The 18051-nt window shown below is 44.7% G+C and carries 19 protein-coding genes; 12 read left to right on the plus strand and 7 right to left on the minus strand.

The annotated features are described in order from the left end of the window. Position 1 precedes the first annotated feature (1 nt). The gene (locus ABDK00_RS11825) at positions 2-658 is read left to right on the plus strand and encodes an epimerase (protein WP_346237191.1); all 657 of its coding nucleotides are present in this window, start codon (positions 2-4) and stop codon (positions 656-658) included. Here ABDK00_RS11825 and ABDK00_RS11830 read toward each other — a convergent pair. Further along, positions 655-1446, minus strand: a complete 792-nt coding sequence (locus ABDK00_RS11830; protein WP_346237190.1) for a DedA family protein — start codon at positions 1444-1446, stop codon at positions 655-657. The two genes, ABDK00_RS11825 and ABDK00_RS11830, sit on opposite strands and share 4 nt — an antisense overlap. Positions 1447-1564: 118 nt before the next feature. Then, the gene (locus tag ABDK00_RS11835; protein WP_346237189.1) at positions 1565-2941 is read right to left on the minus strand and encodes a dicarboxylate/amino acid:cation symporter; all 1377 of its coding nucleotides are present in this window, start codon (positions 2939-2941) and stop codon (positions 1565-1567) included. A gap of 176 nt (positions 2942-3117) precedes the next feature. Here ABDK00_RS11835 and ABDK00_RS11840 point away from each other — a divergent pair, with 176 nt between their 5' ends. The 8 genes from ABDK00_RS11840 (at position 3118) to ABDK00_RS11875 (ending at position 10139) form a co-directional block, all read left to right on the plus strand. Continuing rightward, entirely contained in the window at positions 3118-4614 is a 1497-nt protein-coding gene (locus ABDK00_RS11840; protein ID WP_346237188.1) for an amino acid permease, read from the plus strand. An 87-nt stretch (positions 4615-4701) separates the two neighbouring features. Continuing rightward, on the plus strand, positions 4702-5424 hold the full coding sequence (locus ABDK00_RS11845; RefSeq protein WP_346237187.1) for a YebC/PmpR family DNA-binding transcriptional regulator: 723 nt from the start codon (positions 4702-4704) through the stop codon (positions 5422-5424). A gap of 59 nt (positions 5425-5483) precedes the next feature. Continuing rightward, positions 5484-6350, plus strand: a complete 867-nt coding sequence (locus tag ABDK00_RS11850) for a transglutaminase family protein (RefSeq protein WP_346237186.1) — start codon at positions 5484-5486, stop codon at positions 6348-6350. A gap of 94 nt (positions 6351-6444) precedes the next feature. Continuing rightward, positions 6445-6828 (plus strand): BlaI/MecI/CopY family transcriptional regulator, encoded by a 384-nt coding sequence (locus tag ABDK00_RS11855; RefSeq protein WP_346237185.1) that lies wholly within the window; start codon positions 6445-6447, stop codon positions 6826-6828. Between the two features lie 5 nt (positions 6829-6833). Further along, a complete protein-coding gene (locus ABDK00_RS11860) occupies positions 6834-8513 on the plus strand; it encodes a M56 family metallopeptidase (protein ID WP_346237184.1) in 1680 nt (559 codons plus the stop codon). A gap of 128 nt (positions 8514-8641) precedes the next feature. Beyond that, positions 8642-9013, plus strand: coding sequence for a co-chaperone GroES family protein (locus ABDK00_RS11865; protein WP_346237183.1), 372 nt, complete (start codon positions 8642-8644; stop codon positions 9011-9013). Between the two features lie 20 nt (positions 9014-9033). Further along, a complete protein-coding gene (locus tag ABDK00_RS11870; RefSeq protein ID WP_346237182.1) occupies positions 9034-9432 on the plus strand; it encodes a cupin domain-containing protein in 399 nt (132 codons plus the stop codon). Continuing rightward, positions 9429-10139: a M15 family metallopeptidase gene (locus ABDK00_RS11875; RefSeq protein ID WP_346237181.1), complete on the plus strand. Its 711-nt coding sequence runs from the start codon at positions 9429-9431 to the stop codon at positions 10137-10139. Before ABDK00_RS11870 ends, ABDK00_RS11875 begins: the two co-directional genes overlap by 4 nt. Here ABDK00_RS11875 and ABDK00_RS11880 read toward each other — a convergent pair. The 4 genes from ABDK00_RS11880 to ABDK00_RS11895 are packed head-to-tail and all read right to left on the minus strand — an operon-like array spanning position 10119 to position 14645. Beyond that, positions 10119-11816 carry a sodium:solute symporter gene (locus ABDK00_RS11880; protein WP_346237180.1) on the minus strand — a complete coding sequence of 566 codons (1698 nt, stop codon included), beginning with the start codon at positions 11814-11816 and terminating at the stop codon, positions 10119-10121. The two genes, ABDK00_RS11875 and ABDK00_RS11880, sit on opposite strands and share 21 nt — an antisense overlap. Then, entirely contained in the window at positions 11813-11935 is a 123-nt protein-coding gene (locus ABDK00_RS11885) for a hypothetical protein (protein WP_346237179.1), read from the minus strand. The genes ABDK00_RS11880 and ABDK00_RS11885 overlap by 4 nt, the downstream gene beginning before the upstream one ends. Positions 11936-11938: 3 nt before the next feature. Beyond that, the gene (locus ABDK00_RS11890; RefSeq protein WP_346237178.1) at positions 11939-12121 is read right to left on the minus strand and encodes a hypothetical protein; all 183 of its coding nucleotides are present in this window, start codon (positions 12119-12121) and stop codon (positions 11939-11941) included. Positions 12122-12161: 40 nt separating this feature from the next. Beyond that, positions 12162-14645: a PIG-L family deacetylase gene (locus ABDK00_RS11895; RefSeq protein WP_346237177.1), complete on the minus strand. Its 2484-nt coding sequence runs from the start codon at positions 14643-14645 to the stop codon at positions 12162-12164. Positions 14646-14852: 207 nt separating this feature from the next. Here ABDK00_RS11895 and ABDK00_RS11900 point away from each other — a divergent pair, with 207 nt between their 5' ends. Beyond that, complete coding sequence (locus ABDK00_RS11900) at positions 14853-15218, plus strand: DUF2200 domain-containing protein (protein WP_346237176.1); 366 nt, start codon at positions 14853-14855, stop codon at positions 15216-15218. A 15-nt stretch (positions 15219-15233) separates the two neighbouring features. On the opposite strand, the gene ABDK00_RS11905 is transcribed toward ABDK00_RS11900, so the two are convergent. Beyond that, positions 15234-15785, minus strand: a complete 552-nt coding sequence (locus tag ABDK00_RS11905) for a TIGR00730 family Rossman fold protein (protein WP_346237175.1) — start codon at positions 15783-15785, stop codon at positions 15234-15236. An 89-nt stretch (positions 15786-15874) separates the two neighbouring features. On the opposite strand from ABDK00_RS11905, the gene ABDK00_RS11910 reads away from it, so the two are divergent. Together ABDK00_RS11910 and ABDK00_RS11915 are read left to right on the plus strand one after the other, a co-directional pair. Further along, positions 15875-17350, plus strand: a complete 1476-nt coding sequence (locus ABDK00_RS11910) for a sodium:solute symporter (protein WP_346237174.1) — start codon at positions 15875-15877, stop codon at positions 17348-17350. Positions 17351-17415: 65 nt separating this feature from the next. After that, on the plus strand, positions 17416-18048 hold the full coding sequence (locus ABDK00_RS11915) for an O-methyltransferase (protein ID WP_346237173.1): 633 nt from the start codon (positions 17416-17418) through the stop codon (positions 18046-18048). Positions 18049-18051: the final 3 nt, after the last annotated feature.

An 18051-nucleotide genomic window follows, 5' to 3' on the forward strand; every position in this document is an offset into this window, starting at 1 on the left:
TATGGAAAAAATTAGGGTGATACTTACAGGCGCAACCGGTATGGTTGGAGAAGGCGTTCTTCATCACTGTCTGGCAGACGACCGTGTTGAACAAATATTGTCGTTGAGCCGGAAACCCTGCGGCATCCGACATCCAAAATTAACAGAATTGCTGCACAGCAATTTTGAAGACCTCACTCCCATTGCAGACAAACTAGAGGGATATGAAGCCTGCTTTTTTTGCCTGGGCCTTTCTTCGGTAGGCGTTAAAGCGGACGACTATTACCGGATGACTTACACGCTGACTTTACATGTGGCAGCAATACTCACTGCTCAAAATGCGGGCATGACCTTTTGTTATGTCTCCGGCGCTCATACCGATAGCAGCGAAAAGGGCCGGTTGAGATGGGCAAGAGTAAAAGGCAAAACGGAAAATGATTTAATGAAACTTCCGTTCAAAGCGGTTTTTAATTTCAGACCGGGCGCTATGCAGTCTTTCAAAGAAGCGCAAAATGTACCAACTCTTTATAAGCCCGCTATACAACTGGTGAAGATATTTGCTCCGAAAAAGCTGATTCACTTATCGCAACTCGCAAAAGCTATGATCACGGTTAGTACAGAAGGGTATCAATCTTCCATCCTGGAAATTAGCGACATTCAGAAAGCAGCGGTGAGTTAATCCTCTTTTTGTTGCTCTACGACGTTTTCGAGTCGTTCTTCCTGAGCTTCCCGGATGAGCGCACTTTTCGACTTTTTGTTTCCCTTTACGATCTTTAAGATCACCGGAAGTGTGGTAATCACCACAATACCGATAATGATAATTTCGAGGTGTTCCTTCAAATCAAAGCCAAACGATGACATCAACCATTTTTGCAGGAAGTGGCCGGCGAATATCATGCTGAAAACCCAGGCAACGCAACCCACTACATTATAGAACATAAATTTCGCGCGGTCCATTTTCACAATGCCGGCTATGATTGGCGCGAAAGTTCTGATAAATGGAAGAAACCTGGCCACGATGATTGCTCCGCCGCCGTTCTTTTCATAAAAATCATGCGCTTGTTCCAGATATTTTCTTTTAAAGAAAAAGTTTTCTTTCCAGTTGTACATGGCCGGGCCTACTTTTTTACCCGTCCAATAACCCACCATATTGCCTAAAATGCCGCAGAAGGAGATCAATGCCCAAAGCACGATCAAATCGACCCATTCATTTTGAATATGGTGGAGGCCGAACAATTTTAAAAACTGGTAAGTAAGCCCGGGTTCGGCAGCAGCGCCTTCCCCGATTTTATGAGCATAAATTCCGGCCACAAACAGTAAGGTATCGCCAGGCAAAAAGAAACCTGCAAACAAGCCCGTTTCCGCAAAAACGACAAACAGCAAAAGCCAGAGGCCGCCATTTTCAATATACCATTGCGGCTGTAGTAAATCCGTCCACTGAAACCCTGTACTCAATAATTCAATCATGATATTTGTTTATCGTTATATGCTTTTTTATAATAAACGGCTTGGCTGCTCGTCAAGGAGCATTAAACAAGTTTATAGTAAAATAGTTTAATTCTTTCTTTAAAAAATTGTGTAAAATTTATTCGTCGGTGAATGTCTGTGCTTTAAGGTCATCAAATTCACCCTCCCATCGTGCGATAACACAACTGGCCAGGGTGTTTCCCATAACGTTGACGCTGGTTCGCGCCATATCCATTAACTCGTCTATTCCATAGATAGCCATAATGGGCCACAAAGGTAAACCAAAGGTGTGAGCTGTGGCGATCAAAATTACAAGCGATGCGCGGGGAACCGCGGCAACCCCTTTGCTGGTCAGCATTAGCGATAATCCGATGAGTAACTGTTCTCCAAAAGAAAACTCGATACCCACTGCCTGCGCCACAAAAATCGAAGCGAGCGATAAGTAAAGCGTGGTGCCATCCAGGTTGAACGTATATCCGGTAGGGATTACAAAAGAAACAATCTTCCGCGGTACGCCGAACTTTTCCATGTTTTCGAGCGCCTTGGGTAGTGCCGAATCAGAACTGGTGGTCGCAAAAGCGATAGAAACCGGTTCCCGGATGGCTTGTATAAATTTTTTAACGGGGATTTTTGCAATAAACAGCGCCACGGGAAGCAGCACAAAAAACAGGAAGGCAAAAAGCGCCAGATACAATGTAACCAACAGCAGCGCCAGGTTTTTTAAGATGTCAATACCCAAATGTCCCACCGTTACCGCAATAGCCGCACCGACGCCAAATGGTGCAAAGTACATGATGATATTCGTAAACTTGAACATCGTTTCAGCCAGGCTTTCCGTAAACTCAATCAGCGGCCTTTTGCGATGTTCAGACAACATAGCCAGCGCAATTCCAAATATCACACTGAATACAACGATGGGCAATACATTGCCTTCATAGATTGATTTGATAATATTTTCAGGAAAGATATCTATGATATGGTCTTGCCAGGTTTTAGGAACAGCAGTCGGCAGGTCGTGCAACAAGGCTTCCGGAACGACAATACCCGAACCGGCCTGCGTTAGATTGATGAAAATCAGTCCGATGACCAAAGCAAAAGTGGTCACGACTTCAAAATACAATAGCGATTTCCAGCCCATGCGGCCCACCTGCTTCAGGTTGCTATGGCTGGCAATGCCCACCACAAGTGTAGAAAAAAGTAAGGGTGCAACGATGGTTTTTACCAGTCTTAGGAATATTTTACTGAGAAATTGTAAGTTCTGCGAGAAGGCCGGGAAGTCCACGCCAATCTCTACGCCCAGGGCCATCGCCGTTAATATCCACGTGGTCAGCGATCGTTTATAAAAGGCAAACAGGCACAAGGCGGCAATAAGCACCCATCGCGACGCAAATAAAAGCGAGGTGGGCAGCGCGCTGACCTCAAAACTAAATAGATGTAAAGCAGCTACAATGGTAAATACTACAATTGCAATTAATCCAGATTTCCTTTTTGTCATAAATATTAATACTATATGCTAAAGGGATATTACCTTCGATAACTAAAACACGGTAAAATAGGCGATAATATACCGAATTGCCAAAAGTTTTGTTAAGGCATTTCCAATTATTCCTTATTTTCCGCCTTTCAAAACAAGTAAACGAAAAATAATATATCATTTCAAAGTTGATACTTATGGGATTATTTACAAAAAAGCCATTGAATATTTTATTAGCCGAAGCAGATGATTCAGAAAAAGGATTGAAGCGGACGTTGTCTGCCGGTGGGCTTGTAGCGTTGGGCATTGGCGCCATCATTGGCGCGGGCCTTTTTTCGTTGACGGGTATTGCAGCGGCTGAAAACGCAGGCCCGGCGGTGGTTTTCTCCTTTATCCTGGCGGCGGTAGGTTGCGCCTTTGCCGGTTTATGCTACGCTGAATTTGCGAGCATGATTCCTGTTGCGGGCAGCGCCTACACCTATAGTTATGCTACCATGGGCGAGTTTATCGCCTGGATCATTGGCTGGGACCTTGTGTTGGAATATGCTTTGGGCGCCGCGACAGTAGCGGTAAGTTGGTCGCAATATGTGGGTAAATTTCTGGCTTCGGTCGGCATTCATCTTCCCACCTCCCTTTTACACGGCCCGTGGGACGAGGTCAATGGTGTGAATATGGGGGGTATCGTCAATCTGCCGGCCATCATTATTGTTTGCTTGTTATCATTGCTATTGATAAAAGGAACAAAAGAGTCGGCGCTGATGAATAATATTCTGGTGATTCTGAAAGTGACCGTGGTAGTTGTTTTTATCATTTTGGGATGGGGCTTTATCAATCCCGCTAACCACACTCCTTTTATTCCTGAAAATGCAGGTGAAAGTATGATGAAAACGGGCGAGTGGACTTTTATGCAATTTTTTGGAAGTGAGGAATTTGGCCATTTTGGATGGAGTGGAATTCTGCGGGGTGCCGGTGTAGTATTCTTCGCCTTTATCGGTTTTGACGCTGTAAGTACTGCAGCGCAGGAAGCCAAAAATCCGCAGAAAGGCATGCCAATCGGTATTATCGGTTCGTTGTTAATTTGTACGATTCTGTATGTATTGTTTTCATATGTATTAACCGGCCTGGAAAATTACACGGTATTTCATGGCGATGCAAGCCCGGTGACCACCGCGTTTGCAAAAACAGGTTACACGTTTTTAAATTCGGCGTTGACGATTGCGATCATAGCAGGATACACTTCGGTAATGCTCGTAATGCTTATGGGACAAAGCCGCGTGTTTTACAGCATGAGCGTTGACGGTCTTTTACCAAAATTCTTTTCTACATTGCATACGAAGAACAGAACGCCCTGGAAAACAAACGTGGTGTTTATGATCTTTGTGAGTTTGTTCGCCGGATTTATTCCCGTTTCAGATTTGGGCCACATGGTGAGCATCGGTACCCTGTTTGCATTTTCGCTGGTTTGTATTGGCGTTATCGTGATGAGAAAAACCAACCCAGAGGCCAAACGCGGCTTCAGGACACCGCTGGTACCTGTGTTACCTATTTTAGGCGTGATTGTTTGTGTGGGCCTTATGGCAGGATTACCGGTTGAAAGCTGGGAGCGCCTGGCGATTTGGCTGGTGATTGGATTAGCGATTTATTTTTTCTACGGAAAGAAAAACAGCAATATGAGCCGGCGGCTCAACGATTAATTTTTTTAAAGGCTGCCGCGAGGCAGCCTTTTTAATTGCGCGACAAAACCTTAAATTTGCCCACTTAAGAAAGCAAGAAATTTTTATATGGGAAGGATATTTGAAGTACGTAAAGCTACGATGTTTGCCAGGTATGATCGCATGGCCAAACAGTTCACCAGAATTGGAAAAGAGATCGCCATCGCCGTAAAAGCCGGCGGACCTGATGCTGCTACCAATCCGGCGCTGCGCCGCTGCATGCAAAATGCGAAAAGCGTGAATATGCCAAAAGACCGCGTGGAAGCCGCTATCAAACGGGCGCAGGGTAAGGAAATGGAGAACTATGAAGAGATTCTTTATGAAGGGTATGCTCCGCATGGCGTTGCCATCCTGGTAGAAACCGCGACCGACAACCATGTTCGCACGGTTGCCAACGTGAAATCACACTTTAATAAAGGCGGCGGCGCCATGGGCAACAGCGGCAGCGTTGCTTTCCAATTCAACAAAATGGGGGTTTTTAAACTAAACCCGGAAGGGCTGAACGCTGAAGAACTCGAATTGGAACTCATCGATTATGGCCTGGAAGAGCTGGGAGAAAGTGCAGACGAGGAAGGCAACCAGCTCATTGTATTGCGAACTGCTTTTACTGATTTTGGCAATATGCAAAAAGCGCTCGAGGAAAAAAACATTACGCCGATCAGCGCCGAAGTTGAATGGATCCCATCTACCACCGTTCCTGTCAATGACGAGCAGGCAGAAGATGTGAGCAAACTCATTGAGCGCCTCGAACAGGATGAAGATGTACAAAAAGTTTTTCACAATATGGAGTAAACGTTCCTTGTTGAAGTAGGCAAGTCAATGCGCCACGGTCAACCCGTAAACAAATATTTATGGACAATGAAAAAGAAGTTGAAGCGCTGCTTACGCTGATAGAGGACCCTGACACGGAAGTATTTGAAGCCGTAAGTAATCGCATTATTGCTTACGGAACTCCTATTATCCCTAATCTTGAAGACCTGTGGGAAAACACGGTTGACGATGTGGTACAGGAACGCATTGAAACTTTAATACACCGGCTTCATTTTGTAAACCTTAAAAATGATTTCATCGCGTGGAGCAACGCGCCCCATCTCGAACTCTTGCCCGCCACATTGCTGGTTGCTAAACTAATTTATCCCGATTTGCACACGGGCAAGGTGATTCAGGATATTGAACGCCTGCGGCGTAATATTTGGATCGAACTCAACAATTACCTCACGCCACTCGAGCAGGTAAATGTTATCAACAGCATTGTATATAATTATTTCGGTCTAAAAAGCGTTGACCCCGAACAAAAACGCCCTAACGACTTCCTGATTCCGAATATTATTGAATCTAAAAGAGGCAATCAAACCGGCAATGGCGTTTTGTATCTGCTGCTTGCCGAACTGCTCGATATTCCCGTTAAGCTACTGCCTGTCCCCAACCAATTTGTTTTAGGTTATTTCAAGCCCAAAGCAGAGCCCGAGGAAGATAAATTACATCTGAATATCGATTTCTTCATCGACCCCACTTTGGGCCAGGCTTTTACTCATAACGACCTTTACAATTATTTCAACCGGATATCTTCGCCGGTACAACCCCAATATTTCAAACCACAGAACAACCGCCAGGTCATTCAAAAATTATTATCAGATCTTAAAGCCTGCTTTCACGCCGATCATAAAATGTATATGCTGGCCGAAATTGACGAACTAATTCATTTGTTGCAGGACTAACCGCCGGCTTTTCCAAATGTTAAAAATTTGCAGAAAAATTTAGAACGCTGATCTTTTATACGAAACAAATCGTAAATTGTTTTAAATTTTGTTTATGGCAGAGATCAAAGCGCTAAAACCTACCGAAAGTGAACTTGAAATTTTGCAGGTGCTCTGGCAAAAAGGAGAAGCTACCGTGAGACAGGTACATGAAGAATTGGTGGTGAGCAGGGATATTGGCTATACAACCACCCTGAAATTGATGCAGATTATGAATGAAAAAGGGCTAGTCGAGCGCAATGATTCTTCAAGAACGCATATTTATAAAGCTGCGAGCGATAAAGAAAACACACAAAAATTTCTTCTGAATAAATTTATCGGCAATCTCTTTGGCGGCTCTTCATCGCAATTGGTGCTGCAGGCCCTGGGTAGCCAAAAGGTTAGCGCAGCTGAACTCGACCAGATCCAATCTTTCATTGACGATTTAAAGAAAAAATAAGATTAATGAGCGACGGTTTGCCATTCCTACTTATTGCTATCGGACATGCGATACTCAACAGTATTTGGCAAATGGGGCTGTTGTGGATTTTGGTATTGGTGCACAGCCGGTTTCACAGTAATTTGAAGCCAAAACAATTAAGCCTGATAAGTTTTATCGCGCTGCTAATAGGTTTTATCAGTTTTTGGGCGACTTTGGTAATCTTCTTAGTTAATCCCCAACTCGATTTTGGATTGATTGGCTGGCTTTCCGGTATACAAGACTTACAGCCGGTTGCTTTCTATGCTGCGCTTGCTTATCTACTTTTATTAATCATACCTACAGCCCGGTTTTGCGCCGGCATCGGCAAAACTTATCGGTTAAGAAATCATAAATCAGGCAAAGTGCCAGGTCATTTTAAAATTTTTCTGCTCGACGCCTGCCAATATTTGGGCATTAAAAGAAAAGTGAGGATTTACACTTCTACGCTTATTGCTTCTCCCCTTACTTTCGGCTTTTTTAAGCCGGTCATCCTGTTTCCGGTGGCGTTGCTCAACCAGTTATCCATTCGGCAGGTAGAATCAATCATACTCCATGAATTGGCGCACATCAAAAGAAACGACTACCTGCAAAATATTATAACCCAAATTATTCTCACGCTGCTGTATTTTAATCCCTTTGCAAAATTGCTGGCAGACATGCACGGAGAGGAGCGCGAAAAATCAGCGGACAATTGGGTGCTTCAATTTGAGTATAACAAATATACCTACGCCGAAACATTGGTGAAGCTGGCCCGCGAAAATGTGGCAAAGCCTCATCTATTTGGGATTGCCATGACTGGAAAAGGCACGGCGCTCATGGAAAGAATTGAATGGATTTTTGGAACCGGACAGCGAAAACTCCCTTCCCTCAAGAGTTTGCTGGCGTTGGCGTTGCTGATATTAGCAGCGGCCACGATTGGTTTGGTACGCCAAAAAACAATCATAACACCGGCTAATGCGCCTTTTGCCTTGATCGAACAGCAGCAACCTTATCAACCTACGGTTATGCTGTCGAATGAGCACCCGGAAACGCAAAGCGTAGCGGAAAGCGAACCCACAGTCGTAGCGCGTGATAACAAAGCCCCGGAAACCGGCCTTAAAAAATCCATAAAAATAGAGGTGCAGCCTACGGCATCACAGGAGCTCACACCCCCTATCGAATCAGCCGATGAGCAAGTCCAGGTTATATTGGTTAATCAGGTAAGCAGCGTTGTCCCCGCCCTGGAAGAACAGGAGGAGCATAATGTACAGGCGGCGCTGGCAGCCACAAGAAAGATTGTAACGGAGCTTAGCTGGAAAGCTATAGAACACGCCCTGGCAGAAACGGTGACCAGCGAGGAAAAAGAAGCCCTTAAAGTTATCTATAGTAAAAAATTAGAGACTGCAAATTGGCAGAAGCATGCGGATCTATTGCGTTTGCATTATGACCAGATCAATTGGGAGCACGCGCATACCAAGCTCGCTGAAACGCTCAACACCTTTAAAATGGATAGCGTTTATAATAAATACAAACAAGTAGAAGCTGCCTTAAAATCTTATAAAAAAGATCTAGAAAAATCAAAACCTTCTACAGAATTGCAAACACTAGACAGTGTTTTACAACAATACAACACGGTAATTATGAAAATCGACAGTTTGCGTACCGCCAAAATCGTTGAGTTGTAAATTCCAACACGGGCGCGCGAAAAATACCGTCACTCACCTTTAAACTCAAGCCGGCATTTTATGTTATGTAAAGAGCTTTGTTTGAAAACAACGGAGAACTTTATATTTTTACCTTACAAATATCTGATATGCGAATCACTGCGGAAAACAGGTTTAAAAAACTGGTCGTTATTGGCGACAGGATACTCATCAAACCTACAAAACCTGATGAAAAAACGGCCAGCGGCCTGTATCTGCCGCCAGGAGTGCAGGAAAAAGAAAAAGTGCAACAGGGTTATGTGATCAAAACCGGGCCGGGATATGCCATTCCGGTAGCTATCGAAGAAGAGCCCTGGAAAAATGAAGAAGACCAGGTGAAATACGTTCCGCTGCAAGCGAAGGAAGGCGACCTTGCAATTTTTTTAATGAGCGGCGCCACGGAAGTGATGTACGAAGATGAAAAATATTTCATTGTGCCACAGGGCGCTATTTTAATGCTGGAAAGAGAGGAAGATTTATAAACAAATTTAAAACGACCAACATGAAAGGCTTCCACGACAATATTGAAAAACTGACTTTAACCAACACCGACTTTCGGAAAGTTTTATACACAGCGGCACACATGCAGCTAGTGCTCATGAGCCTTCCCGCGGGCGAGTCCATCGGAGAAGAAGTGCACGAAGCAAACGATCAGTTCTTTCGTTTTGAAGCCGGATCGGGTAAATGCGTCATAGACGATCATGAATATGAAGTATCGGACGGAAGCGCCATTATTATACCCGCTGGCGCGCGGCACAACGTTATCAACACAGGCGCCGAAGACCTGAAAATGTACACCATCTATGCCCCGCCGCATCACAAAGATGGGATCGTAAGAGCAACAAAAAAAGAAGCGGAAGCAAATGAAGAAGACTTTGATGGCAAAACCACTGAATCTTGACCTTTATAAAAACAAGCAGTTTAGGTTTTGCTTTTCTCCTGACAGGCTTAAGTTGGTTGACGGCCGCAAGCGCTCAGCAGCGGACTCCCCTAACGCGCAACTTTAAGGCTTATAGAAAAATCGTCGCCGCCCATCCCGACCAGAAAATGGTCGAGCTGAAAAAAGTAGCCCCTACACTGCAATATAATCTTAAATATGCCGGTCGCGACAACTTCATGCATCGCAGCATGTACCCGCGAAAAACTCATTACACCTTTATGAGAGCGCCAGCCGCCACTGCCTTGAAAGCTGTGCAAAAAGAGCTTAAAACAAAGGGGCTGGGATTATTAATTTATGACGCTTACCGGCCCTACGCGGTAACGAAGAAGTTTTGGAGACTTGTAAAAGATGAGCGTTATGTGGCGCGGCCGTCAAAAGGAAGTAATCATAATCGCGGCACCGCTGTTGACCTCACTTTGATTGAATTGCAGACAGGTAAGCCATTGCAGATGGGAACTGATTTTGATAATTTCACTGACACCGCGCACCATCGGTTTACTGCTTTGCCTCCCAAAATGAAAGCTAATCGTCATTTATTAAAGTCGGTCATGGACAAACACGGCTTTGCTGCCTTAGACACGGAATGGTGGCATTATACCTATCGCGGGCTGCAAAGCCCTAATTTACTTGATATCTCACTGCGCCAATTATGGCGCCGCCAATTTTGAAGGCATCAGCTTTTGCCAAATCATCGCGAGTAGATAAACCAGGATGGCGCCGATCATATTGAGCCATAAAAATCCCAAGCCGATGATTTCATATTCATTAAGCACAAATAATAAAATGGTGATAATTTCGGTGATAACCGCCGCAGCAAAAACCGCTGTTCCTTTTACACTTTTCGCGTAAAAGGCCACGAGAAAAACGCCCAGAATAGTTCCGTAGAACAAAGAGCCCAAAACGTTCACCACCTCAATCAGGCTATTGCTCCAATTGGCCACAAACATCGCGACGCCGATACAGAACAGGCTCCAGGCCACGGTATAGATTTTTGAATAAGCGTAATCGTCGCGACGCGCCTTTTGATAATATTTTTTATGGATATCAATGACCGTGCTGGACGCAAGGGAGTTAATCGCCGCCGCAATACTTCCCCAACTTGCTAAAAAGATCACGGCAATGATTAAACCCACCAGGCCCTTCGGCAAATAATCCATCACGAACTTCAAAAAAATATAATTGGTATCATTATCACTGCCCCCATTCTCTCTGATTAAACCTTTGATCTCGTTACGTATAAAACCCACGCTGTCCTGCAATTGCCTGAGGCCATGTAGCTTTTGATCTTCATTTTCATGAGCGTACCCGGCCAGCAAATCCGCCTTCTGCTGATTAACCGCTTCAAGCCGAAGTTTTAAAGCCTCCAAATCGGGGCCGTACGCGGATGCCTCTAACCGCGAAAGCTCGTAATCGTTAAAAAAGGCCGGCGCTTTATGAAACTGGTAAAAGGCAAATACCAGCACGCCCAAAAGTAAAATACAGAACTGCATCGGCACTTTCACGATACCGTTCATCAACAATCCCAGCCGGCTTTCTTTTAAATTTTTAGCTGTCAGGTATCTCCCCACCTGCGATTGATCGGTTCCAAAATAAGAGAGCGCCAAAAAAAATCCACCGATAATGCCACTAAAAATATTGTACTTATCACCCCAATCGAAAGAACCGCCTTCGGCGCCGGTGGTGATGATGTTAAACTTTCCGAGCTTACCTCCAATAGAAATGGCGTCGGTAAAACCGATCCCTTCCGGAAGCCCTTTAACCATGTAGTAACCCGCCAAAAACAGGGCAAGCATGATGACAAAAAACTGAAGCTTTTGTGTGTAGGCCACCGCGCGCGCGCCGCCGCCGAGCGTATAAACGATCAATACGCCGCCGATCAGCAGATTTGTGAAATAAATGTTCCAACCAAAAATAACCGACAAGATCAAAGAAGGCGCAAAAATGCTGATACCGGTCGAGAGTCCGCGCTGCAATAAAAACAAAAACGAGGTGAACGTGCGGGTTTTAGCATCAAATCGGTTCTCCAAATATTCGTATGCTGTATAAACCCTGAGTTTGCTGAATACGGGCACGAACGAAACGCAAATCACAATAGCAGCCAAGGGCAAACCGAAATAATATTGCACGAACCGCATGCCATCCGTGTAAGCCTGTCCCGGCGCAGCCAGGAAAGTAATGGCACTGGCCTGTGTGCCCATGATGCTTAGTAGCACCACATACCAGGGCATACTCCTGTTGGACAGAAAATATCCTTCCAGATCTTTGCTGCTCCGGCTTTTAAAGACTCCATATAAAATAATGAGCAGCAAGGTGCTGCCCAGCACAATCCAGTCTAAAGGCGTCATGAAAATTTATTCGTCAGGTAATAGAAAAACAATATCAGCGCCACGAGCACCATGATTACTACAACATACCAGGCCTTCCAGGTTGTAAATAGCGGCGGCTTGTTGTCTTCTTCTTGCATAGTTTATCTTTTTGATCGGATTCCATTGAGAAATACAATTCCCAAGCCTATGATCAGTCCCAGCATTAATCCCAGGCGTACGCGCTTAACGAGGCTGCCTATAATCAGCCCGATTACAATCGCTACTAAAAAAGCCATCTCCCCGCGCCTCATGCCCATGATTTGCTTCTTATTATTATCACTCATACTTTAATTCGTTTTCGAGGGCGCCGGATGCGTCGCTAAATTATTTTTCTTGCTGGTTCAGCGCAATCAAATTGGCCAGCAATCGCATAGCGCCCGGCACGGCTGCCGGTAATTCTCTAAAAAATACCAGGCCGGTATACGTAAAATTACCTTTACCATACTTTGCGGTAATCAGGCTTCCTTCGTCGGCCGCTTCTCCCGGGTCGGCCATTGACAGCAATGCCTGAAAGTTTTTATCCCACGCGCCTGCATGATAAATACTTCTTTCCTGGATCCAATGTTCGAAATCTTTTTCCGTGATCTTATTGGGAAAGTTAAACACATTATGTGAAGGCGCAATAATTGTCACTTCAGCCTGCTCATTGGTAATGCGGTTGCGGGTAATGCGAAAATCGAAAGGACCTATTTTAGATTTTACAGATCCGAGGTTATTACTCGTGTTATATTGCACAATAAAATTGCCTCCGTTTTCAACATAACTCATTAGCTTATTATAATATTCATCGAGCCACTCGTTAGTATTATAAGCTCTCACGCCCGCAATAATCGCGTCAAAGCGGCTTAAATCATGAACGGGCAGTGTTGTTTCATCCAGGATGGTGACTTTATATCCCATACGCTCAAGTACGACGGCGACTTTGTCTCCGGCGCCCGGTATATAGCCCACATTTTTTCCGGCTGTTTTAAGATTGACATTTAAGCTGGTGATAAAATCAGGATAAAAATACCTGATGGCGGGAATATGATCGTAGTCGATGCTCCGTAAAGCCAGGTGATAACCTACTGTGTCTTTTGCGTCTTTCTTATTCGCATAAGCCGTCAGCGTGTACACTTCTTCCGGCGCGTGTTTTTCTGTTACATCGAAATTAAACACTGCCGTTTTTCCACTATTCAATTGAAGCGTTTGTTGCTGCACGCCGGAATAATCAATCCCCGTGAGGCCGGCTGTAATATGGCCTTCGATATTAGTGAAAGCATGCAGCTGTGTTTGCACGCTTTGTGTACGATGGTCAACGCCGTTAAACACCAAAAGGTTGGGCGAAGCGGTTATCGTTGCGGGAGGCACAACGATCAAAGGTTGATAGGTTTCGCCCTTTACCGGATCGGTGTGTTTATATCTTACAGGTTGCTCAAATACAAAATCATGGCCACTGATATTGATCAGTAGCCGGGCTGTGTAAGCCGGTTCAGCATCGGGGACACCGATCATCTGTTGATCTGCTACAGCGTAAAGCCCTTCCTCTTTGCGCTCGCTTAGCCAGTAGGGCTGCGAAACTTTTTTACCCAGGGAAACGTCGACCGTCTGATCAACGGAAATATTTTTATTGCTTTCAAGCGTTTTATTCAGCGTTGCCGACACATCCGCCAGCGACAGCAATTTCCACGAAGCATCGGTTCCTAAGCGGTTGTTCACTACGATATGCACGGGCAACTGGTCGGTTTGAACCGCGAAGGGCCGATTAGTATATGCATCTATAAATAAACCCGCAGCCTGCGCTATCAACTGTTGCACTTCCTTCTTTTTTTGGCTAATCCAGTGATCGGCTGACTGACGCTCCAGCAAGCGATAAAGATTGACTAATGCCGGTACTGAAGCCTCCGGTTTTAAGGCGTTAAATGACTTTTCAATTCCATTGATCGATTGCAAAATAGCCGCCCCGTTTCTTCCTATCCTGTTCCAGCTCATGTCAACTCCGTCGAGCAATTGGTCTTTGGGCGCATCACCACCGGTTGTTTTAAAAAATTCGTAGCTATCGCCGCGGGAGGCAGCAGACCCAAAACCCTGCGACTTGTGCTGGCTGCGGCTTTCGGCTGCAATCTCGCCATAGCTTTTTCCGAGCAGCGGATTAAAACCGCCAACATTTACGTTAAACTGGGAAGGATCGGTGGTATTGTTGCCACCGAAGTTGAAAGTATTCCAAAGAATTCTTTTGGCTTGCCAGGGTTTCACATATTGCAATTGTTCTGGAAACATAGCCGGGTTGGCGGCCGCTTTAAACGCTTCATTCGCTAAGATGGCGCTGGCTGTGTGATGGCCGTGGCCTCCTTCGCCGGTTACCGGAAATCTGGTAATAATGACGTCGGGCTGAAATTTTCTAATAACCCAAACCACGTCGGCCAACACTTTTTCCTTATCCCATTTGGTAAAAGTTTCCTCAGGATTTTTAGAATAGCCAAAATCATAAGCGCGGGTGAAAAACTGTTCACCGCCATCAATGCGCCGCGCCGCTAACAATTCCTGTGTACGAATCAAACCTAATTCTATGCCCTGTTCATCGCCAATCAGATTTTGACCGCCGTCGCCTCTTGTAAGGGATAAATAGCCGGTGCGATATAATTTATCATTGGCCATGTAAGCAATCAACCTTGTATTCTCATCATCCGGATGAGCGGCAACATATAAAACGGAGCCTAATACTTTTAGCTTGCGAATCTGCTGTAAAATTTGCGCCGCGCCCGTCGATTGCGCAAGAGCGCCGATATGAATAAATAAAAGAAATAAGAAAGAGATTAATGACTTCATCGTACGAAAATATAATAAATGACCGAAGTGGATTGTATTTTTCATGTTCATTTTTCAGGCTACTGAGCGCTAAAAGCCGGCTCGCGAAGGCGCCCCTTTCCTTTTAAAATTTGATTATTTCCGTAAAAAAATCATTTCCTTTTTCCGGCCCTACCAAAATCTTGTTTTAACTTTAAGACCTTTACCCAAACGAAAAAATGGATAGTCATGGCCCACGCAAATAATCATGATGAGCGCATTGCCCAAATGAAATTTTCATCCGTATATCCGCATTATGTTACAAAAGTTGAAAAAAAGGGAAGAACGGTTGCAGAGCTACATGAAGTTATTGAATGGCTGACGGGGTTTAATGAGCAAAAACTTCAACAGCTTATAGAGGACCAGGTGACCTTTGAAACTTTTTTTGAAAAAGCTAAACTGCATCCAAACGCCGGGCTAATAACCGGGGTCATATGTGGTTACCGCGTGGAAGAAATTGAAAACCCGCTGACCAGGAAAGCCCGGTATTTGGATAAGCTTGTAGACGAACTGGCCAAAGGGCGTAAAATGGAAAAAATCCTTCGCGAAGCCTGAGCCTTAAATGACCGACTACCGTTGATTCAATTCGGGCACTTCCATCAAGGCTTCGATATTATTTAAAACGGTGATCTTATACAACGGGTTTTCGTACAAAAAACCCTCTTCCAACATTAGTTCGATATGTTTCAGGAGGTGATTGTAAAAACCATTCAAATTAATGATGTAGATGGGCTTGTCGTGGATCGACAAATTATTCCAGGTGATCATTTCAAACAATTCATCGAGCGTTCCGTAGCCGCCGGGCAGAATAACGGCTGCGTCACAAAGTTCATACATTTTTCTTTTGCGAATATGCATATCGCCCACGACCAGCAATTCGGTAATCGTTTTATGCGACCGTTCACGGGCGTCCAAAATTTCAGGAATGACACCGGTAACCGCGCCGCCATGATCCATAACAGCGTTCGCAACAATTCCCATCAGGCCTACGTTTCCGCCGCCATAGATCAGGCTGATTTGCCGCGACGCCATCCATTGACCAAGTACAGCCGCCTCGCTCCTGAAAAGTTCGGAGCGGCCATCTTTTGAACCACAAAAAACTGCCAGTGATTTAATTGACATAATCTCACATTTTATTTACAAAAGAGAAGCATTTTTGCATATCTTCAAAAATTAGTTTTCCAAAACCAATTAATTCATAATTATATAATATGTCTGCAGGGTTTTTATTTTCCGTTGTTATTGCTTATTTCCTTTTATTGCTTCTTGTTGCGTGGAGAACCAGTAAAAACAGCAACAATGAGTCTTTCTTTATTGGCAACCGCAGCAGCAATTGGATGCTGGTAGCATTTGGCATGATCGGTACTTCGTTGAGCGGCGTCACATTTGTAAGTGTGCCCGGAGCCGTTGGGGCCGATTCGTTTGGATATATGCAAATTACGCTCGGCTATATGATCGGCTACCTGGTGATTGCTTTTGTATTGTTGCCGCTCTACTACCGCCTGCAGCTTACATCGATCTACGGTTACCTCAAAGCCCGCATGGGAATGCTTTCTTACAAAACCGGCGCCTGGTTTTTTATTATCAGCCGGCTGGTGGGCGCTACAGCCAGGCTTTACCTGGTCGTTAATATCCTACAGGCAACCATTCTGGATAGCTTCGGCATTCCTTTCTGGATTTCGACGGTGATTATCCTTGTCATGATCATCCTGTACACTTTTGAAGGCGGTGTTAAAACCATTGTGTGGACCGACACTTTACAAACTTCGGGTATGTTGCTCGGACTGATTATCTGCACCGTTTACCTGTTGCAACATATGAATATGAATATACCGGAAAGCCTTGAAGCGATGCGCAGCACGGGCCTGTCACGGATTTTCAGCACCGATGTTAACTCAAAATCTTATTTCGTTAAACAAATACTGGCGGGCGCATTTATCACTTTGAGCATGACGGGCATAGACCAGGAAATGATGCAAAAAAGCATTTCGGTAAGCAGGCTCAAAGACTCACAGAAAAACATGGTATCGCTTGCCTTTATTATGGTAGTGGTGATTGGTTTGTTCCTGTATCTTGGCGGATTGTTGCATTTATTTGCAGCAAATGAAAACATTACGGCCCAAGGCGATGCACTGTTTCCGACCGTTGCGCTTCAGCATATGCCTTCTTTTATTTCCATCATCTTTATCATTGCTTTGATATCTGCGCTTTTTCCAAGTGCTGACGGCGCTATGACCGCACTCACATCTTCCTTTTGCATTGATATTGCCGGCATCAACCGCCGCACCGATATGAATGAAAAGCAAAAAAAATCCTTCCGCCAACGCATTCATTTAACAGTCGCTTTTCTTTTCCTGCTATTGGTATTGATGTTTCATGTGATTAATGATAATAGTATGATCGGCGTTATTTTAAAACTGGCGGGATACACCTACGGCCCGCTGTTAGGTTTATTTGCTTTTGGCATTTTTGTAAAAAGAAGGCCTGTGGACAAACTGGTGCCATATGTCTGCTTTATTGCACCGATTCTTTGTTTCTTTATTGATAAGTACCAATCGGCGATTTTCGGTTCTTTTCAAATTGGGCTTGAACTTATTATCATCAATGCCCTACTGACTTTTATTGGCTTATATATTATTTCAAAACCTGTAACAGCCGATAAGTTGGAGCAGGACACCGTGCATTGATAGCCGGCAGAAAATGAAAATGAATGATGGGTTATTTATCTTCGCCGCCGCTTATTTATTAAAACATGGATTACGAACTTTTAACCCAATTTGCTGATCAGCACACGAGCGCAGAGGATGCGCTGCTCGCTGAAATCAACGCGTTTACGCAGCAGCATCATGCAGAGCCTCACATGCTGAGCGGCCATGTACAGGGGCAATTGCTAAAAATGATCAGCTGCATGATCCGGCCCGCGCGTATCCTGGAAATCGGCACCTTTACCGGCTACAGCGCGCTTTGCCTGGCGCAGGGCCTTACCGAAACGGGCGAAATCCACACCATCGAATTTAGGGAAACGACAGCAGCAATCGCGCGCCGCTTCTTTGACAAATCAGCCTTGAAGCATCAAATAAAACTTCATACGGGCCAGGCCGCAGCCATTATTCCCGAGCTGAAGGAACAATGGGACCTGGTTTTTATTGACGCTGACAAGCCTGGCTATATCGACTATTTCGAACTCGTTTTCCCTCATGTTAAAAAAAATGGTTTTATCTTAGCCGATAATATTTTTTTTCACGGAGAAGCTTTGAAAGAAAACGCCAAAGGCAAAAGCGCCAAAGCGATCCGCCAGTTCAATAAATTTATAAGCGACAGAACGGATATAGAAAAATTGGTTTTAACTATTAGAGACGGGCTTTATCTGATCCGAAAAATATGAACA

Source organism: Niabella insulisoli (genome assembly GCF_039652435.2).
In the GTDB taxonomy this organism is placed as follows: domain Bacteria; phylum Bacteroidota; class Bacteroidia; order Chitinophagales; family Chitinophagaceae; genus Niabella; species Niabella insulamsoli.